Origin of the sequence: Anaeromyxobacter dehalogenans 2CP-1, assembly GCF_000022145.1 — a bacterium.
In the GTDB taxonomy this organism is placed as follows: Bacteria; Myxococcota; Myxococcia; order Myxococcales; family Anaeromyxobacteraceae; genus Anaeromyxobacter; species Anaeromyxobacter dehalogenans.
On the sequence record NC_011891.1, the window covers coordinates 1,167,522 to 1,188,109 of the forward strand.

16 protein-coding genes and 2 pseudogenes are annotated in these 20,588 nt (G+C 76.1%); 12 read left to right on the forward strand and 6 right to left on the reverse strand.

Annotated elements, in window-relative coordinates; all coding sequences use genetic code 11:
• Positions 1-57: 57 nt before the first annotated feature.
• A pseudogene (locus A2CP1_RS05185) lies at positions 58-462 on the reverse strand (arginase family protein); the annotation flags it as partial.
• An 83-nt stretch (positions 463-545) separates the two neighbouring features.
• On the opposite strand from A2CP1_RS05185, the gene A2CP1_RS05190 reads away from it, so the two are divergent.
• The 6 genes from A2CP1_RS05190 to A2CP1_RS05215 all read left to right on the forward strand — a co-directional run bounded on the left by A2CP1_RS05190 (position 546) and on the right by A2CP1_RS05215 (position 4,802).
• The gene (locus A2CP1_RS05190; protein ID WP_012632388.1) at positions 546-731 is read left to right on the forward strand and encodes a hypothetical protein; all 186 of its coding nucleotides are present in this window, start codon (positions 546-548) and stop codon (positions 729-731) included.
• Between the two features lie 121 nt (positions 732-852).
• Positions 853-2,094 (forward strand): sensor histidine kinase, encoded by a 1,242-nt coding sequence (locus tag A2CP1_RS05195; RefSeq protein WP_012632389.1) that lies wholly within the window; start codon positions 853-855, stop codon positions 2,092-2,094.
• Positions 2,091-2,507: a response regulator gene (locus A2CP1_RS05200; RefSeq protein ID WP_012632390.1), complete on the forward strand. Its 417-nt coding sequence runs from the start codon at positions 2,091-2,093 to the stop codon at positions 2,505-2,507. Before A2CP1_RS05195 ends, A2CP1_RS05200 begins: the two co-directional genes overlap by 4 nt.
• A 54-nt stretch (positions 2,508-2,561) precedes the next feature.
• Positions 2,562-4,031 carry a M48 family metalloprotease gene (locus A2CP1_RS05205; RefSeq protein WP_012632391.1) on the forward strand — a complete coding sequence of 490 codons (1,470 nt, stop codon included), beginning with the start codon at positions 2,562-2,564 and terminating at the stop codon, positions 4,029-4,031.
• Between the two features lie 28 nt (positions 4,032-4,059).
• A complete protein-coding gene (locus tag A2CP1_RS05210; RefSeq protein ID WP_012632392.1) occupies positions 4,060-4,365 on the forward strand; it encodes a ubiquitin carboxyl-terminal hydrolase 14 in 306 nt (101 codons plus the stop codon).
• Between the two features lie 29 nt (positions 4,366-4,394).
• Positions 4,395-4,802 carry a hypothetical protein gene (locus tag A2CP1_RS05215; protein ID WP_012632393.1) on the forward strand — a complete coding sequence of 136 codons (408 nt, stop codon included), beginning with the start codon at positions 4,395-4,397 and terminating at the stop codon, positions 4,800-4,802.
• Between the two features lie 74 nt (positions 4,803-4,876).
• Here A2CP1_RS05215 and A2CP1_RS05220 read toward each other — a convergent pair whose 3' ends face one another.
• Entirely contained in the window at positions 4,877-5,080 is a 204-nt protein-coding gene (locus A2CP1_RS05220) for a cold-shock protein (RefSeq protein WP_011420046.1), read from the reverse strand.
• Between the two features lie 259 nt (positions 5,081-5,339).
• Here A2CP1_RS05220 and A2CP1_RS05225 point away from each other — a divergent pair, with 259 nt between their 5' ends.
• Both A2CP1_RS05225 and A2CP1_RS05230 read left to right on the forward strand, forming a co-directional pair.
• Complete coding sequence (locus tag A2CP1_RS05225; RefSeq protein ID WP_012632394.1) at positions 5,340-6,269, forward strand: metallophosphoesterase family protein; 930 nt, start codon at positions 5,340-5,342, stop codon at positions 6,267-6,269.
• On the forward strand, positions 6,266-8,968 hold the full coding sequence (locus A2CP1_RS05230) for a phospholipase D-like domain-containing protein (RefSeq protein WP_012632395.1): 2,703 nt from the start codon (positions 6,266-6,268) through the stop codon (positions 8,966-8,968). Before A2CP1_RS05225 ends, A2CP1_RS05230 begins: the two co-directional genes overlap by 4 nt.
• A gap of 41 nt (positions 8,969-9,009) precedes the next feature.
• On the opposite strand, the gene tsaA is transcribed toward A2CP1_RS05230, so the two are convergent.
• Positions 9,010-9,432, reverse strand: coding sequence for a tRNA (N6-threonylcarbamoyladenosine(37)-N6)-methyltransferase TrmO (gene tsaA / locus A2CP1_RS05235; RefSeq protein ID WP_012632396.1), 423 nt, complete (start codon positions 9,430-9,432; stop codon positions 9,010-9,012).
• A gap of 331 nt (positions 9,433-9,763) precedes the next feature.
• On the opposite strand from tsaA, the pseudogene A2CP1_RS23690 reads away from it, so the two are divergent.
• From A2CP1_RS23690 to A2CP1_RS05245, 3 genes and pseudogenes are all read left to right on the forward strand, one after another.
• Positions 9,764-10,180, forward strand: a pseudogene (locus A2CP1_RS23690) (chitobiase/beta-hexosaminidase C-terminal domain-containing protein); the annotation flags it as partial.
• Positions 10,181-10,270: 90 nt separating this feature from the next.
• Entirely contained in the window at positions 10,271-11,230 is a 960-nt protein-coding gene (locus tag A2CP1_RS23695) for a chitobiase/beta-hexosaminidase C-terminal domain-containing protein (RefSeq protein WP_245530044.1), read from the forward strand.
• Positions 11,231-11,617: 387 nt separating this feature from the next.
• Positions 11,618-14,239: a carbohydrate binding family 9 domain-containing protein gene (locus A2CP1_RS05245; RefSeq protein ID WP_012632398.1), complete on the forward strand. Its 2,622-nt coding sequence runs from the start codon at positions 11,618-11,620 to the stop codon at positions 14,237-14,239.
• Positions 14,240-14,431: 192 nt separating this feature from the next.
• Here A2CP1_RS05245 and A2CP1_RS05250 read toward each other — a convergent pair whose 3' ends face one another.
• A complete protein-coding gene (locus A2CP1_RS05250; RefSeq protein ID WP_012632399.1) occupies positions 14,432-16,585 on the reverse strand; it encodes an RCC1 domain-containing protein in 2,154 nt (717 codons plus the stop codon).
• Between the two features lie 137 nt (positions 16,586-16,722).
• A complete protein-coding gene (locus A2CP1_RS05255; protein WP_012632400.1) occupies positions 16,723-17,202 on the reverse strand; it encodes a CoA-binding protein in 480 nt (159 codons plus the stop codon).
• 219 nt (positions 17,203-17,421) lie between these two features.
• On the opposite strand from A2CP1_RS05255, the gene A2CP1_RS23405 reads away from it, so the two are divergent.
• A complete protein-coding gene (locus A2CP1_RS23405; RefSeq protein WP_012632401.1) occupies positions 17,422-19,326 on the forward strand; it encodes a GNAT family N-acetyltransferase in 1,905 nt (634 codons plus the stop codon).
• A gap of 9 nt (positions 19,327-19,335) precedes the next feature.
• Here A2CP1_RS23405 and A2CP1_RS05270 read toward each other — a convergent pair whose 3' ends face one another.
• Positions 19,336-20,529 carry a winged helix-turn-helix domain-containing protein gene (locus A2CP1_RS05270; RefSeq protein WP_012632402.1) on the reverse strand — a complete coding sequence of 398 codons (1,194 nt, stop codon included), beginning with the start codon at positions 20,527-20,529 and terminating at the stop codon, positions 19,336-19,338.
• Positions 20,530-20,588: the final 59 nt, after the last annotated feature.

Consider the following 20,588-nt stretch of genomic DNA (forward strand, 5'->3'; position numbering starts at 1 on the left):
GCGTGGCGAGCCGGTGCCGAGCGCGTGAGCTTCTCGCGCAGCGCCCAGCCGGGACGATCAGGGGGAGGCGGGCGCCGAGCGCACCGCGTCCCCGCGCGAGAGCGCGGCGAGCGCGAGCCCCTCGTCGAGCGCGTGGCGGAGCGGCGTGCCGTGGTGGAACGGCTCGCCCCAGGTCTCCGGGCCGGAGGTGTCGAGGTGCGCGTCCACGTGCACCACCGCCACCGGTCCGTGGCGCGCGGCGACCGCCCGCAGCGCCGGCAGCGCGATCGAGTGGTCGCCGCCCACCAGGAACGGCACGGCCCCGCCCTCCAGCACCGCAGCGACGGCAGCCTGCACGGCCGCGCGCATGGCCGCGGGATCGAACGGCGGGAACGCGACGTTGCCGCCGTCCACCGCGGGGAGCGCGTCGAAACACCTGGAGCCCGTGCCCCTGGCTGGGCTGGCCCAACGCGGCCGAGCTGGCCCGCGGGCAGGAGCTGCTCGGGCTGCTCCGCGGGCGCTGCGATCTCGTCGCGCACGGCCACCGTCACGCGGCCAGCGCGCACGTGATCGCCGACGCGTACCGGCCGCTCCACGTCCTCAACGCGGGGAGCACGCCCGAGCTCGGCTGGGCGCGCGTCCTCGTCCACGCGGGCGGTCGCATCGTGCCCGAGCGGCGCCTGGCGCTCGGCGCGGCGGAGGCGCGCCGGGACGTGGTCCGGGCCACGGCCGGGCTGCGCACGGCGGCCTGATTCGGCACGGCCGGGCGGCCACGCGGCGGTGACCCGGAATCGTCACGCGCGCGCCGCAGGACGGCCACGGCCGGTGCCCAGCATGCCGTTCCGCGGCGCCCCGCCGCATCGAGGAGCCGCCGTGCACGGCAACGCCCACCCTCTCCCGGCCACCGCGCCGGAACGTCGAGCTGGGCCGCGCGACGGCGTCTGCGAGGCGCGCCTCGCGGACGTCCTCACCGGCGACGCCCAGGTGTCGCCGGAGGAGCAGGTCGAGCGCGTGGCGGAGCGGTTCTTCGCGGACCCCGCGCTCGACGCGATGGTGCTGGTCGAGCCGGAGAGCGGCCGCCCTGTGGGGCTGCTCACGCGCGGACGGCTCCTCGTGAAGCTCGCCCGCAACTTCGGCCACGAGCTGTACGCGCGGAAGCCCGTGACCCGGATCGCCGACCTGTCGCCGCTGGTGCTGCCTCACGACCTTCCGCTGCCGCTGGCGGTCGAGCGGGCGCTGGCGCGCGAGGCGGCGTCCGTCTACGACGAGGTGATCGCGGTGGACGCGGCGGGGCGGTACATGGGCCACGCCGCGGTCCGCGAGCTGGCGCGCGAGCAGGGCGCTGCGCTGGAGCGGAGCGACGCCGCGCGGGAGGCCGCCCTGGCACGCGCCAGGGACCTCGAGGAGGTGGATCGCCTTCGGGCGCGATTCCTGGCCCACGCCACCCACGAGCTGCGCTCGCCGGTGAACGCCATCGTGGCGCTGGCGGAGCTCCTGCGCATGGCGTGCGCCCGCAGGAGCCTCGCCGACGTGGAGGCGAAGATCCCCGTGCTCGCGCGCTCGGCGGCCGAGCTGCGCGGGACCGTCAACGAGCTGCTCGACCTCAGCAAGCTCGAGGCCGGCCGGATGGAGGTCTCGATCGCGCCGGCGGACCTGGGCGCGCTCGTGTCCGAGGTCGCCGCGACCGTCCGGCTCCTCGTCGGCGACGCGCCCGTCGAGGTTCGCGCCGACGCGGCACCTGGGCTCCTGCTCGAGACCGACGGGCCCAAGGTCCGGAGGATCCTGCTCAACCTGGGCGCGAACGCCGCGAAGTTCACCAGGGCCGGCTCCGTCCGCCTCGCGGGCGCGCCGGACGGCCGCGGCGGCGTGCTGCTGACCGTGGCGGACACCGGCTGCGGCATCGACGAGGCCGACCTGCCGCGGCTGTTCGTGCCGTTCAGCCAGCTCGAGGACGCTGCCACGCGCACGCGCGAAGGCACCGGCCTCGGCCTCGCCATCACCCGCTCGCTCGCAACGCTGCTCGGCGGCACGGTCTCCGTCGAGAGCCGCCGCGGTGCGGGCACCACCTTCACGGTCCGGCTTCCGGCCCGGCCCCCCACGAGAGAGAACGCATGAGCACGGCCCCGAGGATCCTGGTCATCGACGACGACGCCACCCACCTGCTCCTGACCCGCGAGCTGCTCGAGGCGGAGGGGTACGACGTGCAGGTCCACGAAACCGCGTTCGGCGCCACCGAGCGGATCATCCAGCAAGCGCCCGATCTCGTGCTGGTGGACGTGAACATGCCGGCGCTCTCCGGGGAGGGGCTGGTGAGCGTGCTCCGCCGCCGCGAGCGGACCCGCGGCGTCCGGGTGTTCCTGCACTCGTCGAACGACGAGCACGCGCTGCGAGAGGCCGCGGCGCGGCTCGGCATCGAGGGCTACGTGCCCAAGGGCGACCCCGAGCTGCTCCGCCGGCGCGTCGCCGCGGCGCTCCGCGAGCGCCCGCCCGCCTCGCCGCCGCACCGCGACGAGGGCGCGGTGCGGTGACTACCGTGTACGCCGCGAGGCGTGCAGGCGGCGGCCTCGCGGAGGGGAACCGCCATGCGGCGCGTCATCGCCGTGCGGCCACGGCGCAGCGCGAGGGCCGCCTGGGCGGCGCTGGCCCTCGCCGCGGCCTGCGCCCGCAACCCGGCCACCGGCGAGCGGCAGCTCTCGCTCGTCTCGAAGGACCAGGAGATCGCGCTCGGCAAGCAGGCCGCCGAGCAGGTGCGCGAGACCATGGGCCGGTACGACGATCCGGAGCTCCAGGCCTACGTGGAGCGGGTCGGGATGCGCATCGCGAAGGGGTCCGAGCGGCCGGAGCTCCCCTGGAGCTTCACCGTCGTCGACGACCCGGCGGTCAACGCGTTCGCGCTGCCGGGCGGGCCGGTGTTCGTGACCCGCGGCCTGCTCACGTACCTGACCTCGGAGGCGGAGCTGGCCGCGGTGCTCGGCCACGAGATCGGGCACATCACGGCGCGCCACTCGGTCGAGCAGCTCTCGAAGGCACAGCTGGCGCAGGTGGGCCTGGGCGTGGGGATGGTGGTCAGCGAGGACGTGCGCCGGTACGGCCAGGTCGCCGGGGCCGGGATGCAGCTCCTGTTCCTCAAGTTCGGGCGCGACGACGAGCGGCAGGCCGACGCGCTCGGCTTCCGCTACATGGTCGAGCAGCGGTACGACCCGCGACAGATGGCGGCGGTCTTCCGCACTTTGGAGGCGGTGTCCGCGCGCGAGGGCGGCGGGCGGGTGCCGGGCTGGCTCTCCACGCACCCGGATCCGGGCGACCGCGCCGAGACCGCGGCGAGGCGGGCCGCGAAGGTCGAGGCCCCCGACCGGATGGAGGTGGACCGCGAGCAGTACCTGGCGAAGGTGGACGACGTGGTGTTCGGCGAGGATCCGCGGCAGGGCTACCTGAAGGGCAGCACCTTCGTCCACCCGCAGCTCGGGTTCCAGCTCACGCTGCCCCAGGGGTGGAAGGCGCAGAACACGGCCGCCGCGCTCGTCGCGGTCAGCCCGCAGCAGGACGCCGCGCTCCAGCTCACCGGGGCCGGGAAGGCCTCGCCGGAGGAGGCGGTCCAGAAGTTCTTCGCGCAGCAGGGCGTCCGCGCGGTGCAGGCGCCGGCCCCGGCCGTCCCGCACGGCGGCGCGGCGCGCTGGTTCGAGGCCACGACCGAGCAGGGGAACGTGGGCGGCGTGGTCGCGTTCGTCCCGGCCGGCGGCACCACGCTGCAGATCGTCGAGTACGCGCCGGCGGAGCGGCTCCAGGGCGCGGCGGACACGTTCCAGCGCGTGCTCGCGAGCTTCGGGCCGGTGACCGATCCGGCCGCGCGCGCGGTGCAGCCGGCCCGCATCGACGTCGTGAGGGTGCCGCGCGACATGTCGCTCGCCGACTTCGCGCGCGAGTTCCCCTCGACCGCGCCGCCCGACGTGCTGGCGGCCCTGAACGGCGTCGCGCCGGGCGGGGCGCTGCGAGCGGGCCAGGCGGCGAAGCGGGTGGTCGGGGGCAACCCGGAGCTGGTCTCGGGGCGGTGAGGAGCGCGGGACGGGAGGGGAGCGGGCCATGTGCGAGCACCTGGAGAAGGTGGAGAGCCGGCGGGCGGCGGTGCGACCGCGGACGCAGGGCTGCGAGGAGTGCCTGGCGTCCGGTGATCGCTGGGTCCAGCTCCGGCTCTGCCTCACCTGCGGCCACGTCGGCTGCTGCGACAGCTCGCCGAACCGGCACGCCACCCGGCACTTCCACGAGACCGATCACCCGGTGGTGCGCTCGTTCGAGCCGGGGGCGGACTGGGCGTGGTGCTACGTGGACGAGGAGATGGCCCACGGCGTGCGCGGGTTCCCGGCGGAGTCGCCGGGCGAGCACGCCTGAGCGCGAGCGCGCGCGGAAGGAGACGGCGGATGCCGGAGAAGGCGACGGAGCGGCGGGCCAAGGCGGCCCTGCGCAACGGGAAGAAGCCCACCACCGCGGCGGGCGAGTTCGTGCGCGAGGAGATCGAGCACGTGCGCCGCGGCAAGCACGGGGCGCGGTCCACGAAGCAGGCCATCGCGATCGGGCTCTCGAAGGCGCGGCGCGCCGGCATCCCGCTGAAGCCGCCGAAGCAGGGCCAGGCGTCGCGCCGGACCCGCCGCTCGGCCGAGGCGGCCTACGAGGTCGGTCAGCGCAAGCGCAAGCCGCGCGCCCCCTCGCGCCGGCGGAGCGCCGCCTCGGAGCGCGCGCTGAAGCGCGAGGGCAAGGCCGCCGCGTCCCGGCGCGCGCTCTCGTCGCAGGCGCGGCGCGCGGCGGCGCGGCGCCGGTCGCGGCGGTGATCGCTGGCACGAAAACGAAGAAGCCCGGCCGAAGGGCCGGGCTTCTCGCGTCGACGGAGCGACGGATCGCGCGGTTAGATCGCGCGGACGTTCGCCGCCTGCAGGCCCTTCGGGCCACGCGTCACGTCGAACTCGACCTTCTGCCCCTCGGCGAGCGTGCGGAAGCCGTCGGCCTGGATGGCAGTGTGGTGGCAGAACACGTCGTCCCCGCCGCCGTCCTGCGTGATGAAGCCGAAGCCCTTCGCATCGTTGAACCACTTCACGGTACCGGTAGCCATTACTGTGTAGACTCGTTTCTTCTCATTGTTCGCGGGCGATGAAAAACCGCCCGGTCCCCGCCTGGAGTTGGGGATGGGGAGCCGCGTGAATACACTTTATCCTGGGTAAAGTCGAGCCCCCTCTTTCGCGCGCCACGCCTGGGCCCCCGTGCAGGGGGGGCGCCGCGCGGCGACCCGCACATTCCGTCGCATCCCCCTACCGAGCTCAGGCGTTTCCCTCCACCCCCGCTGGAAGCGGGCGGCGCGCCGAGGGACGCTGGTGGCGGTGCTCCGGATCGCCCACCTCTCCGACCTGCACGTGCGCTCGCCCCGCGGGGCCGAGTGGCGGCGCATCCTGTTCAACAAGCGCATCACCGGGTACGCCAACCTGATCCGGCAGCGCGGTCGCGTGTACCGGCGCGAGTACCTCGCGGCGGTGCTCGCGGCGGCCGCGGCGCGCGCCGATCACGTGGTGGTGACCGGCGACGTCACCAACCTCGCCCTGGAGCGCGAGCTGGAGGAGGCGCGCTCGCTCCTGGACGCGATGGCGCGCCGGGTCGAGGTGACGGTCGTGCCGGGGAACCACGACGTCTACCTCGCGTCCATCCAGGACGGTCGCCGCTTCCCGCACCACTTCGGCGCGTTCCTGCGCGGCGATCTCCCGGACCTCGCCCTCGACCTCGCGGCCGGCCCCTTCCCCTGCGTGAAGCTGCGCGGTCCGGCGGCCATCATCGGGCTCTCGAGCGCGGTGCCGCGCCCGCCGTTCGTGGCGAGCGGCCGCCTGGGCGAGGCGCAGCTCGAGGCGCTGGAGGCGGTGCTCGCCCACCCCGAGGTGGCCAGGCGCACGCCGGTGGTGCTGCTGCACCACCCGCCGGTGGACGGCCGGATCCGGGCGCTCCAGCTCCGCGACGGGCTGGTGGACGCGGACCGGCTGCGGGCGGTGCTCTGCCGCCTCGGCCGCGGGCTGGTGCTGTTCGGCCACCTGCACGCGCGCGTGCGCTGGCGGCTGCCCACCGCCGCCGGCGCGCTCCAGGTGATCGGCGCGAGCGGCGCCGCGCTCGACCACCCGCACCCGCGCGTCCGGGCCGGCTTCAACAGCTACGATCTCAGGGACGACGGGAGCCTGGCCGCCGTCGAGGCGCACGTGGTCGCGCCCGACGGGCGCTCCGTGGAGCGCGTGGCGCTGCCGGAGGCGGAGGCCGTCGCATGAGGTACCGCCGCGTGCTCGCGTTGGTGGAGCAGGGCGCCGACGCCGGCCCGGCCTTCGGCGCCGTGCGCGCGCTCGCGCCGGACGCGGAGTCGCTGGGCGTGGTGGCCTGCCCGCCGCCGCGGCCGCACGCCTGGCTCCCAGGGGTGGCCGCGCCGGCGCCGGCCGGCGGCGCGGGGACTGGGTGGCTCGACCGGCTGCGCGAGGAGGCTGTCCCGCTGGCGGGGCGGGTGGCGGTGGGCGCGGTGCCGGACCTGGATCCCGAGGCGCTCGCGGCGCTCGCCGGGGACCGCGAGGTGGACCTGGTCGTCGCGGGGCCGCTCCCGGCGGCGGCCGGCGAGGCGGTCTCCGAGCTGCGCCGCCTCCGGCCACTCGCGGTCGCGTGGGTGGCCGCCGCCGCGGCGGCGGCGACCGCGCGCCTCCGTGAGCCGGCGCGGGAGCTGCTCTGCGTCGCGCCGGGCGACCGCGCCCGCGCGGCGCTGGCCGGCTTCCTGCGCGATCACGGGGATCCCTCCCAGCGCGTCACGCTCCTGGCGCTCGCGTCGCCCTCGCGCGACGCGCTCGCCGCCGCGCTGGAGGTGGCCGGCATCCGCGCCCGGGTCGAGCTGGCCGGCGGCTTCGGCTCCGGGACGTGGCGGACGCTGGAGACGGTCGCCCGGGAGCGACGGCTCGACCTGGTCGTTCTGTCGCGGCTGCCCGGGGCGCTGCTGCGCAGCGCACCCTGGCCGGCGCCGCTGCTGGTGCTGCCGCCGGCGGCGCCGAGCCGGACCGGCCTGCGGCGCCCGCTCGACGTGCCGGACCTCGTGGACGCCGGCGGCCCCCTCCGGCTGCGCGCCGGCTACGGTTACGGCGTCGGCCGCAACCCGCCGGTCGAGGACCAGGAGCTGGCGCTCGTGTCGGACGGCCGCGTCGTGGCCCGCGTGCGCACGCGCGGCGGCGAGGCGGAGCTGCCGGCGGGGCTCGCCGCCGGCTCGCTGGGCGTGTTCCGCGCGCGCGACGCCGAGGGCCTCGACCCGGTCGTCGCGGTGGAGCGGCAGGTCGCGGTGATCCGCCCGGGCGTGCTGCCGCTCCTGCCGTTCGACGCCGAGCTGGCCCCGGAGGACCTCGCCGCCCTCGCCCGCGTGGACGGCGCCGAGCCGCTCGCGGTGCGCCTGCGCCCGGCGCGGAGCTGCCACCTGCTGCGCGAGCGGCTGCGCGGCGCCGGGCTCGCCGCGCGCGTGGTGGACGCGAGCGCGGTGCTGGACGAGGGCGAGGCGGCCGACGTGAGCGAGGCGCACGACGCCGTGCGCCTGGCGCGGGTGGGCGGCCGCCTGCGCGCGGCCGGGTTCCCGGTCGCGGCGATCGTGCATCGCGGACCGCACCCTCCCGCCGCGATCGGGTTCGAGGCGCTGGAGGCGCGCCAGCTCGCCGGGCGGGCCTGGCGAGCGCCACCGCTCGCGCCCCGTCCCGACACGCTCGACGCGCGGCTCGACGCGGCCACGGCCGCGCCCGCGATCGAGGGAAACCGCGTCGAGCTGGAGCTCGACAACGTCACCGCCCGCGGCTGGCTGCTCGAGGCGATCCGCGGCGCGCGCCGGACGCTCCACCTCCAGGTCTACCTGGCCACCGACGACGACGCCGGCCGGCGCGTCGAGGCCGCGCTCGCCGGCGCCGGGCGCCGCGGCGTGAAGGTGCGGGTGCTGGTGGACTCCCTGCACGGCCTGCACGGCTCCTTCGGCCTGGAGAACCCGCTCCTCGCGCGCCTCGCGACGCGGCCCGGGGTCGAGGTGCGGGTCTCGCGGCCGGTGGCGGCGGTCCCGAGCGTGGAGGACCTGAAGCGGCGCGACCACCGCAAGCTGGTGGTGGCCGACGGAGCGGTGGCGCTGGTGGGCGGACGGAACCTCGCGCACGAGTACTACACCGGGTTCGACGAGGTCCGGGTCGGGCCGCGGACGCCGTGGCGCGAGGTGCCCTGGCTGGACGGCGGGGCGCGGGTGCGCGGGCCGGCGGTGGCCGCGGTGGAGCGCGCCTTCCTGGAGGCGTGGACCGGCGCGGGCGGCGCGCCGTTCGAGGTGGCGGCGCCCGGCGTGGCCGGGGCGGAGCGGGTGCGGGTGGTGGTGCACCAGGGCCTGCGGGACGCGAGCACGCTCGAGGCCTACCTGGCGCTCGTCGAGAGCGCGCGCCACCGGCTGGTCGCGGTGAACGGGTTCCCGCTGCTGCTCGAGCTGGAGCACGCGCTCTCTCGCGCGCTGCGCCGCGGCGTGCGGGTGCAGGTGCTCCTCGGCGAGGTCACGCCCACGCACGGCGGCGAGCCGTTCGAGGGGCCCTGGGCCAGCGCGCGCACCGCGGCCACCTGGCTGGTGCACTCGCGCATCGACGCGCTGGTGGCGGCCGGGGCCGAGGCCAGGCTGCTCGGCGTGCGCGACGTGCCGGGCTGGTCGCCCGAGCTCGGCCTGGTGCACCCGCACGTGCACGCGAAGGCGATGATCGCCGATGGGCGCGCCTGCGCGGTGGGCAGCGCCAACCTGGACGTCACCGCGAGCTACTGGGAGGACGAGCTGCTGCTCGTCGTCGAGGACGAGGCGGTCGCCGGCGCGTTCGAGGCGCGGGTGCAGGCGCTCCTGGCCGGCTCGACGCGCGTGGATCGCGCCGACCCGGCCTGGCAGCGGCGCGTGCGCGCGCGGGACTGGGCGCGCCACTGGCCGGGGATCCTGTCGATCTGAGGCAGGGCTGCGGGCGCCCGGTGGCAGCGGCCGCGCCGCGGCTATCGAAGCGCCGGCTTCAGGTCCACCACCGGCGTGCCGTCGATCGCCTCGATGGGACCGATGCGCAGCCGGTGGCGTTCCACGGACCGGACCGTCACCGGGTGCAGGCCGAGCGGGTTGGGGCGATCCGGCGATCGGGTGGCGAACACGCCCGTGAGCGGGATGCGTGCATCGCCGCGCGGGTGGACGCGGAGCACCGAGCGATCGCCGAGGTGCAGCCAGGTGACGACCAAGAGCGCATCGCCGGCGGCGATCCCGTCCAGGCCGTCGGCGGCCCACGGGTACACCTCCAGCCACGCGTCCGGCGCGCCCTCCGACCCCTGCTTCGGCGCGTCGCCGCGGGCGCCGAGGACGGAGCGGATGACGCCGATCGGCCGGAGCAGCGGCGCTTCGGGGCGGGGTTCCGGCGGGGTGACGGTCACGAGCGACCTCCGGGGGCACGCGGCCCGTCGCCGGCGGCGTGCGCTCGATGACGGGGCGCCGAGGAAAGCACGCACGGTGCGGGCGCGCAACGGCGTCCCCCCGCTGCCCCCGCCGAGGGACGCCGAGGGTCGGCCCCCGCGCCGCCTGCCCCCGCGGAGGCGAGCCACCCTGCGCCGGGGTCTGGTATGGGCCTTGGGCCGCACGCCGCGGACGCACTCAGGGGGATCGCATTCCATGCAACGGAGCTCGTGGATGGTGCTGCTCGCCGCGCTGGCCTGCGCCGGCTCGGGCGGCTCGTCGGAATCGTCTCCGCAGGTGCAGCAGGCGGGGATGCCCGCCTTCTCGCCACCCGGCGGGACCTACGCCTCCGCGCAGCACGTGACGGTGGCGAGCGCCACGCCGGGCGCCGCCGTGCGCTGCACCGTGGACGGCAGCGCGCCCACGGCGGCGTCGCCGGCGTGCACGTCGCTGGAGGTGGCGGAGACCACCACGGTGCGCGCGGTCGCCATCGCGCCCGGGTACACGGACAGCGCGGTCGCGAGCGCGACGTACACGATCGAGGCGGCGGTGCCGGCGGCGTCGGCGCCCACGTTCTCTCCGCCCGGCGGGACGTACGCCTCGGCGCAGCAGGTGACGGTGTCCAGCGCCACCCCGGGCGCCACGGTGCGCTGCACGCTGGACGGGACGCCGCCGACCGCGGCGACGCCGGCGTGCGCCAGCCCGGTCGCGATCCCGGCCACGGCCACCCTCCGCGCGATCGCCGTCGCGCCCGGGTACGCGAACAGCGCGGTCGCGAGCTCGACGTACACGATCGAGACGCCGGCGCCGGTGGAGGCCATGCCGCCGACGTTCTCGCCGCCCGGAGGCACCTACGCCTCGGCGCAGCAGGTGACGGTGTCCAGCGCCACCGCGGGCGCCACCGTGCGCTGCACGCTGGACGGGACGCTGCCGACGGCGGCGACCCCTGCGTGCGCCAGCCCCGTGACGATCCAGGCGACCGCCACCCTCCGGGCCATCGCCACCGCGGACGGTTTCGCTCCCAGCGCGGTGCGCGCAGCCACCTACACGATCCAGGCGCCCCCGCCGACGGATCCCACGCTGGCGCAGAAGCTCCAGGCGCTCGCGTCGAAGCGGCAGCTCCTCGCGCACCAGAGCGTCGGCAACAACATCCTGTACGGGAACGGGGCCGGCGGGCTCGACGGGCTCCTGGACGCCAACCCGGGCAGCGGGGTCACGATCGCGTATCACCCTGCCAGCGCGGCAGCGGTACCGGTGGGCGCCGTGGCCGACACCGCGATCGGCGTGAACGGGCAGCCGGTCGGGAAGGTCCTGGACTTCGACGCGCAGGTCCGCACGCGCTTCGGCGGCGCCCTGGACTACTTCGGCTTCAAGTTCTGCTTCACCGACATCTGGACGGCGCAGGACGTCTCCGACACATGGGCCCAGTACCAGGCCACCATGGATGCCCTCGAGGCCGCATATCCGGGGAAGATCATCTACTGGACCGTGCCGCTCATGCCCGACGTGACCGACGTCGACGGCAACACGCAGCGTGAGGCGCTGAGCAACCTCATCCGCGAGAAGTACCGAGGCACCGGGCGGGTGTTCGACCTCGCGTACCACGAGTCGCATGACGCGCAGGGCAACCCGTTCACGCTGGGAGGCGTGCCCGCGCTGGCCCACGACTGGAGCGCCGACGGCGGGCATGACGCCCATCTCAATGCCGTGGGCGCCACGATGGTCGCGACCCGGTGGGTCGAGTTCATGTACCGGGTGGCCACCGGCGCAGCGCCGTGAGCGCGCTGCCGGCGCCCGGCCGGTCCGCCGGCTGATCCCGGCTGCCCGCGCGAGCGATCCCATCGGGAGCAGCCGCGGGGCGCTTCCAGGATCTGCACGCCGGCCATGGCGAGCGATGTGAGGACCGCCGGCGGGCGACCTCGAGCTCCCTCGAGCTCGAGCCACGCGACCGGTCGCGTCGCGGCGTGCTTCGGGAGGAGCGCGGTCGCCGCGTCCTCTCCCCCGCGTCCACCACCGCGCCGGCGAGCGTCCCGCGAGCGGGTCCTCGCGATCGGTCCGCCCTGCGACGACGGGGCCCCCGCGCGCCAGGCGGCGGCGCCGCACGGTGCCCCTGTCACGGACGCCCGGTCGAGCCCTCCCAACGGAGGGGAGCACAGAGGACCCGTCTTGAAGCCGAACGCCGTCGCCATCACCTGCCTGCTCGCCGCCTCGGCCGCCGCCGCGGCGCCGGAGAACGCGCCGACCGGGGACGCCGTCGTGGCGGCGCGGACCCCGCGGCCCATCTCCCTGGACGGCCGCCTCGACGAGGAGGAGTGGGCCGCCGCGCCGGCGTACTCGCGGTTCGTGGAGAGCTTCCCGAACCCCGGGCTGCCCGCGAGCTTCCGCACCGAGGTCCGGGTCCTGTACGACGACGCCATGCTGTACGTCGGCGTGGTCTGCTTCGACCCGCAGCCCCGCGCCATCGTGCGTCAGCTCGCCCGCCGCGACACCGACACCACGGCGGACCGGGTGGAGGTCGCGATCGACTCGGGAGGGGGCGGGCGCACCGCCTACGTCTTCACCGTGAACGCCGCGGGCGTGCTCCGCGACCAGCTCGTCTACGCGGACGTGAACACCACCGACAGCTGGGATGCGGTCTGGGACGCGGCGGTCGCCGGCGACGCGCGCGGCTGGTCGGTCGAGCTCGCCATCCCGCTCCGGCAGCTCCGCTTCTCCTCGGCGCCCGAGCAGCAGTGGGGGTTCGTGGTGCGCCGGCACGTGCCGCGGACGCACCAGGTGTTCGGCTCGGTGCTGGTGCCCCGGGAGGCGAACCCGCTCAACCCGGGCAACCTGGTGGTCTCGCGGTTCGGGCGCCTGGAGGGGCTCTCGGAGCTGGACCCGCCGCGCGGCCTCGAGCTCCTGCCGTACGTCGCGGCGCGCGCCACCGTCCGGCCGCAGTACTCCGACCCGGCCCGGCCCGAGCCGCGGCTGGTGGACCCCCTGGTGGACGTCGGGCTCGACCTGAAGTCGCCGCTCGGCTCGGGGCTGACGCTCACCGGCGCGATCAACCCCGACTTCGGCCAGGTCGAGAGCGACCAGATCATCCAGAACCTCCAGAACTCGGAGCCGTTCTTCCCGGAGAAGCGGCCGTTCTTCATGGAGGGGCTCGACGTGTTCGAGCCGGTGGGCAGCGAGTACGGCGTGCAGCAGCAGCTGTTCTACTCGCGCCGCATCGGCCTCGACGCCCCCATCCTCGGCGCCGTCAAGGTCACCGGCAGCGCGCGCCGCGGGCTCGAGCTGGGCGTGCTCGACTCGGTGGTGATGGGCGCCGGGAACGCGGCGCTCGTGCCGCTCGGCTACGGGAACCCGGATCCCGCCGCGCTCGCGCCGGTCGAGCAGGATCCGGACCGCAGCTGGCGCTTCCGCCTGCGGCAGCCGTTCCGGTTCGGCCCGGAGAACGCGCTGCCGTCCGCGCACCCGGTCAGCACCAACTACTTCGCCGCGGTGGGCCGGCAGCGGCTCGGGGGCGGAGCGACCGCGGGCGCCATGTTCACCGCCGCGACGCCGCTCGAGCCGCGCTGCCGGCGCCACGAGTTCGCGAACGACGCGGACTACCGTGCGGCCGGGTGCGACTCGCGCGGCTCGAACGCGCTCGGGCTGGACCTCTCCGTGCCCGGCGAGTGGGGCGGCTTCGCGCAGGTGGAGGTCTCGCAGGCGGTCGGCGGACCCGACGGCGGGCGCAGGCTTCGCGACGGCACGGTGCTGCGGGCGGGAGACCTCGGGTTCGGCGGCCACATGCGCTGGGGCAAGCTCGGCGGCGAGCCGTGGCGCTTCGAGGTGCAGTACCTCTACGAGGACGCGAAGCTCGATCTCAACGACGTCGGGTACCAGCCGCTGTCCGACTTCCAGTGGGTGGACCTGGTCGGCCGCTACGTCCGGCCCAACGGGTTCGGCCCGTTCCACTCGTTCAAGGCGGACACCACGCTCGACGTGAACTGGGACGCCGACGGGAAGATGGCGCGGAGCCTCAACTGGTGGACCTCGTCGAAGCTCCAGCTCCCCGGCTACCAGGAGCTGCAGGTGCGCCTCAACGTGGAGCACCCGCAGTGGGACACGCGCGAGATCGCGCGATCGGGCATCGCGTTCGAGCGCACCGGCCACTGGTACGTCACCGCGAGCCTGGCCTCGGATCCGCACCGCGAGCTGCAGGGCAAGCTCGACGTCGTCTACTTCCGCACCATGGACGAGGGCCCGTTCGGCCCCGCGAGCGGCTGGTCCAGCTCGCTCACCGGGAGCTGGCGGCCGCACCCGCGCCTCGAGACGAAGCTCGAGGCGGGGTACGAGCACAAGCCGCAGGGGCCGCGCTGGCTGGAGACGCTCCCCGACGGCACCGCGGTGTTCGGCGTGCAGGATCCGCGGTTCGTGTCGGTGACGCTCCGCCAGCAGCTCGTCTTCACCCCGCGGCTCAGCGCCCAGCTGTACGCGCAGGCGTTCAGCTCCGCCATCCGCTGGGGCGACACGTTCTACGGCGCCTCGGTGAACGGCCGCCGCCGCCTGTCCTGGGCCGACCTCGCGCCGGTCGCCTACGCGGGCAATCCCGCCTCGCACGACGCGACGGTGAACCTGAACGCGGTGGTCCGGTGGGAATACCGGCTCGGCTCGACGCTGTACGCCGTCTACACGCGCTCGCAGAGCGAGCTGCCCGCGCGCGACGGCGACGTGCCGAGCGGCCTGGGCTCGCCCGATCTGTTCCGCGGCCGGGCGGTGGACACGTTCCTGGTGAAGTGGAGCTGGTGGCGGGGCGGGTGAGCGTCCGGCGCGAACGGGTGGGCGGCATCCGGCTGCAACCCTTCGCAGGCGTGGACAGGGGCGGAACCCGGACACACCGTCGAGGCGTGTCTCCCGCCGCGGGAGGACCCGCGGGCGAGCGCCCTGGCCGGCGTCCCTTCCCCCCGGGTCCGCCGGCCTTCTTGCGTCCGCCGGCGGGCGCGGCGCGCTGGCTCAGGGCACCACGCGCACCGGGACCAGGGCGCTCACGGTCCCATCGCCCAGCTGGCCGAACGCGGACTGGCCGAACGACCAGAGCGTGCCGTCGGCCTTCACGATCAGCGTGTGCGACCCGCCGGCCGCGACCTGCGCGGCGCCGGCCCCGACCTGCGCCGGCGCGCTGCGCCAGCCGAAGCCCCCGTCGGCCAGCTCGCCCCGGATCCCGGAGCCCCAGGACCAGACGGTCCCGTCCGCCTTGATCGCGACGGTGTGGGTCTCCCCCGCGGAGACCGCGGCGAAGCCGCCCCCGAGGCCGACCAGGACCTCGCGCGACGTGGTGGTCCCGTCGCCGAGCTGCCCGGCTCCGTTCTCGCCGCAGGCCCACAGGGTCCCGTCGGCCTTCATCGCCATCGTATGGTAGGCGCCCGCCGAGACGTGCGTGAAGCCGGTGCCCACCTGCACCGGGGCGACCCGTTGATCGAGCGTCCCGTCGCAGAGCTGGCCGAAGAGGTTGTTCCCCCAGGTCCAGAGCGTTCCGTCCTCCGCGAGCGCCACGGTGTGCTCGTGGCCGGCGGCGACCTCGACGAACCCGCTTCCCACCTGCACCGGCGTGTCGAAGCTCCCGGAGACGTCGCCGCCCCAGAGCCAGAGCGTGCCGTCGGTCTTCACGCCCGCCGAGTGCCACCTTCCCGCCGCGGCGTGGGCGAACCCGGAGCCGATCTGCCCGGGCGTGGACCGGAACGCGATGGACGGGACGCCGAGCTGCCCCGAGAAGTTGCTACCCCAGCTCCACAGCGTCCCGTCGGCCGCGACGGCGAGCGAATGCTGGTAGCCCGCGGCGACCTCTGCGAAGCCCTCGCCGATGCGGATGGGCGCGCCGCGCTGGGGAGCGTCGGTGCCGTCCCCGGCCTGCCCCAGGTCGTTCAGCCCCCAGCCCCAGAGCGTGCCGTCGGTCTTCACGCCGAGGCTGTGGCCGAAGCCGGCGGCCACGCGGGCGAAGCCGCTGCCGACCTGCGTCGCGACGGCGCTCCGGCTCCAGCTTCCGTCGCCGGCCTGGCCGAAGTCGTCGTTCCCCCACGCCCAGCGCGAGCCGTCGGTCGCAATGGCCGCCATGTGGCGGGAGCCCGCCGCGACCTGTGCGAACCCCGAGCCGATGCGCGTGAACGCGCTGCGGCTCGCGAAGGTGCCATCCCCGAGCTGCCCGTACTCGTTTGCGCCACAGGTCCACAGCGTCCCATCCGCCCTCAGCGCGGCGGTGTGGTTGGCGGTCGCGGCGATCTGGACGACGCCGCCGAAGCCCATCGCCACCGGCGTCCGCCGCCCCGTGGTGGTCCCGTCCCCGAGCTGACCGTCGCCGTTCGCGCCCCAGGCCAGGAGCGAGCCATCCGACCGGAGGACGACCGTGTGCGCCGCGCCCGCCGCGACGTCGGCGGCGCTGCTCGCCGGGAGCACCTGGACCGGCGTGGTGCGAGGCGTGATCGCGATGCTCCCGTCGCCGAGCTGCCCGGACGTGTTCGAGCCCCAGGTCCACGCCGAGCCGTCCGCCTTCACCGCAGCGGCGTGCCAGTCGCCCACCGCGATCCGGGTGAAGCCGGTGCCGATCTGCACGGGGGCGTGCTGGTCGAGCCCGGAGCCGTCGCCGACCTGACCGTTGCGGTTGCTCCCCCAGGCCCAGAGCGTCCCGTCGGTCTTGATCGCCAGCGACACGGGCTGCAGCCAGTTCCGGCTCGCGGCCACCTGCGCGAACCCCGTCCCGATCTGCACCGGCGCGGCGCGGAGGATGGTCGTACCGTCGCCGAGCTGGCCGGATGCGTTGTCGCCCCAGGACCACAGCGTCCCGTCCGCCTTCACCGCCAACGTGTACCCGGTGCCGGCGGCGGCACTGGCGAAGCCGGTGCCGATCCGCACCGGCGTGGCGCGGTCGACGAACGTGCCGTCGCCGAGCTGGCCGGATGCGTTGTCGCCCCATGCCCACAACGTCCCGTCCTTCGCGATCGCCACGCTGTGGGAGGCGGGAGCGGAGATGCGGGCCCACTCGACCGCGGGCGTGGGCGCCGTGCCGCCACCTCCGGAGCCTCCGCACCCCGACCCCGCGATCACGGCGGCTGCGAGCGCGAGTGCGAACGAGTGGCGAGGGGCAGGGCGGCTCGAGACGGGCGGAACGTTCATGGGCGCGACCTCCGGGCGGGCACGGGACGGCGACCGCCCGCGACCGGAGGCCGCGCGGCCGCGACTCGCCGTCGCGAGCGGTGCACCCACGGTAAGAAGAAGGTGCGCTCCGAGTCAAGGACCGCGCGCCCGGGACCTCAGGCCTGCGGCGCCGGATGCTCGTGCGCGAGGTGGCGCCGGAAGAACCCGTGGAACCGGTGCGGGAACGCGGTGCCGGTCAGCACCATGAACGGGCAGAGGTCGTGCACCGGCTCGACGCCGCTGGCGCGGCACAGGGCCAGCGCGCCCGGGGTGGCCGACCCGGCGCCGGCCCCGCGGTGCAGCCAGATGCGCCGGATGCCGGCGCGCAGGGCATCCGCCACCACGGCCTCCGTCGCGGAGCGCGGGGTGAGGATCAGCGCGGCCTCGACCGGCGGCTCGACCTCGGCGAGGGACGCGAAGGCGCGGCGCCCGTCCACCTCGGCGAGCGCCGGGTTCACCGGCACGGCGTCGTACCCGCGGGCGACGAGCTCGCCGAACAGGTAGCGGCTGAAGTCCTTCTCGTCGCGGGACACGCCGGCGACGGCGATGCGCCTGGCCGCGAGGAACTCGCGGGCACGATCGAGGGAGAGCGTCATGGGAGCCTCCTCGAGCCCTGTCTACACCCGCCGCGCGCGGTGGGGGGCACCGGCTTCTCGGGGACGCCCGTTCGATCCGTGTCGCCGCACGCGAGGGAGGGGGCGCCCCCGCGGCCGCCTTCTCGGGGGCGCACTCGAGGTTTCGCGGAGCGTGATGGGCGCCTGGGCTAAATTGGGCCGCATCGGGCGTCCGGCGGCGCCGCGCGCGCGGAGGTGGACATGGAGCGGGGGCGCTGCGCCGACTGCGGCGAGGAGCACGACGAGCTGGAGCCGGGGTTCCGGCGGCCGGACGCGGTGTTCGCCGTCCCCGAGGAGGAGCGGGCCGCGCGGGTCAGCGAGTCGGACGACCTCGTCTCGATCGACGGCGAGGCGTTCTTCATCCGCTGCGTGGCGCCCATCCCCGTCCGCGGGCGCGAGGCGCCGTACTCCTGGGGCTTCTGGGTGAAGATCGCGCGGGACGACTTCGAGGCGTACCGCCGGGCGTTCGACGACGACGGCCCCACCGACCACCCGGGCTTCCGCGGCACGATCGCGAACCAGTCGCACGTCCTCCCGCCCACGCTCGGCCTCGAGGTGCACGTCCACCTCGGCCGCGGCAGGCAGCGGCCGCACCTGATGCTGCTGGACGAGTCGCACCTGCTCACGAGGGCGCAGGAGCTCGGCGTCGCTCCCGCCGTGGTCCACGCCTGGTCCGCGCAGTGCGCCCCCGGCGCCGCGCGGCCGCCGCCGGAGCCGGACGCGCGCGAGCGCGCGGCCACCCTCGAGGCGGAGGGCTGGACGCTGCTCCTGCCAGGCGAGGTGGGCCGCGAGGTCGAGGCGTTGCCGTCCGCGCCCGAGCCCGGCGACCTCGTGAAGGCGCCGTTCGCGTTCCTGGCCGCGGGTCCGCACGGCGAGATCACCCGGCGGACCGAGTTCATGTGGGTCCTGCTCGACGTGGTGCGCGGGGACGGCTGGTGGGGCGGGGCGCTCGAGAACCAGCCGTTCGTGCCTGGGCCGCTCGCGGCCGGCACGCGCGTGTGGCTGCGGCCGGAGCACGTCCTCGCGTTCCTCCGCGGAGAGCAGGGCGGCCCGGGCGGCTCGGTCCCCTCCGCGCCTGGCTGCGCCGGCAGCGCGGGGAGGCGTGACCCGTTGCCCGAGGTCGCCATCCTCCAGCTCCCGCGGAGCTCCGCCACGTACGAGGCGCTCGCGGCGCTGCGCAACCGGGTGTGGCCGGAGTCGCCCACGTGCGCCGCGTGGCTCGTGCGCTCCGACGCCGAGCGCGAGCCCGGGGCCGCCTTCGAGCGCGTGGCCGTGCTCGACCCGGGCGATCCGTCCCGGCTCGCGGCGGTCGCGGAGCGGTGGCGCCTCCGGACGACCTCCGCCGAGCCGCGCCGCTTCTTCTCGGTGGAGGTGGACCCGGCGCATCGTCGCCGCGGGCTCGGGACGGCGCTGCTCGACCGCGTGCTCGAGGACCTGCCCGCGGGCACGCCGTGCGTGATGGGCTGCGAGACCACCGAGGACCGTCCCGAGGCGATGGCGTTCCTCGAGCGGCGCGGGTTCCGGCCGATCCTCCGCACCGCCAGCTCCGAGCTGGACCTCGCGGCCTTCGACCCGGCCCGCCTCGGCGACGCCGCGGGTCGGGCCCAGGCCGCCGGGATCGTGCTGCGCGCGCTCGGCGCGGGCGGCGCGCGCGACGAGCGGCTCCTCCGCGGGCTCCACGCGCTGCACGCGGCGGTCCTCCGCGACGTCCCCGGCGCAGCCGACGCCGTGTGCGATCCGTTCGAGGTCTGGCGGCGCGCCTACCACGAGAACCCTGACCTGCTGCCCGAGGCGCACGGGGTCGCGCTCGACGGCGAGGAGGTGGTCGGCATGACGCAGCTCTGGGCGAGCCAGGCCAGCGACGCCATCCTCTACACCGGGTTCACCGGCGTGGCCCGCTCGCACCGGCGCCACGGCCTCGCGACCGCGCTCAAGGTCGCCTCGCTGGCGTGGGCGCGCACGCTGCGGACCGCCTCGGGGCGGCCTCCGGTGGTGCGCACGTCCAACGCGGACACGAACCCGATGCTCGGCATCAACCTGCGGCTCGGGTTCGTCGAGCGTGCGGCGCGGGTCCGGTACGAGCGGACGCTGGCGAGGACGGCGTGAGCCCGCCGCTCACGCTCGGTTGATCCGGAACCGTCGCGGCAGGACCACGCGCCGGGCGCCGCACGCCGCCGCGTGGCGCTCCAGGCACGCGAGGAGGTCGGCGCGGTCGAGGGCCGCGCCGGGTTCCACCCACACCGCGCGGACGCGGAGCACGCCGTCCCTCAGCGCGCCGTCGAGCCGGCCCACCAGCGCGTCGCCCTGGAGCAGCGGGCACACGTACCAGCCGAAGCGCCGCAGGTGCGCGGGGCGGTAGACCTCCCAGGTGTAGTCGAAGCCGAACGCGGCGCGGACGAGGCCGCGATCCCAGAGCAGCGGGTCGAGCGGGCCGAGCAGGCGGACGCGGCCGTCGGGCGGCGGGTGACGGCGGCTCGCGAAGCCGCGCGGCGCGAGGAACGTCCGCCGCGAGCCGGCGACCTGCACCGCCTCCACCGCGCCCTCGGCCACGAGCGCCTCCGGGATCCGCGCGCGGCGCGCCGGCTCCAGCATCGACCAGGTCGAGCCGCCCGCGGTCGAGAGCAGGCCGGCGGCCTCCACCCGCTCGACCACCGCCCAGCGGTGGAACGCCTCGGCGCGCCGCGCCCGCGAACGGCCGCGCGCGTGGACGCGCGTCCCGGCCGCGCCGGGCAGGGCACGCTCCGGCACGTCGTAGACCTTGCCGCGCGCGGAGCGGCCGCACACCACCACCTCGCAGCGCGTCTGCAGGACCTCGAGCGCCATCTTCGCGGCGCGCGGCGTGCCCTTCCAGCCGCTCCAGTCGAGCCGCTCCACCGGGCCGTGGTCGGTGAGGTCGTCGGCCGCGACGGGGCCGCGGGCCCGGACCTCCTCGAGGACCTTCTCCACCACGCCGGGCGGGAGGCGCCGCAGCCGCTCGGCGTGCGACCACCACGGCGCCTCGATGGCGAGCTCGTCGCGGTACCACGGGAAGGCGCCGGCGGGCAGGAGGCACCGCTCCTTCGCGAAGTGCTCGAACGCGTGGCCGGGCAGGAGGTGCCGGTACACGTCGCCCTTCGCGATGCCGTCCACGCGCGCCAGCGCCACCAGGTCCGCGTTCGTCCCGAGTGGATCGAGCGGGTCGAGCTGGATGCAGCGGAGGCGCTCGAGCAGCGCGCGGAGGCCGGCCGCGCCGGGCGGGAGCTCCGGCGCGCGGAGCAGGTGGTGGCCGACGAGGAAGGCCCGGGCCTCGGTGGGCGTGAGGATCGTCATGCGGTCGCCGCATCCTGGACCGGGGGTATGACGCGGGGCGCGCCGGTGCGCCAGCCGGG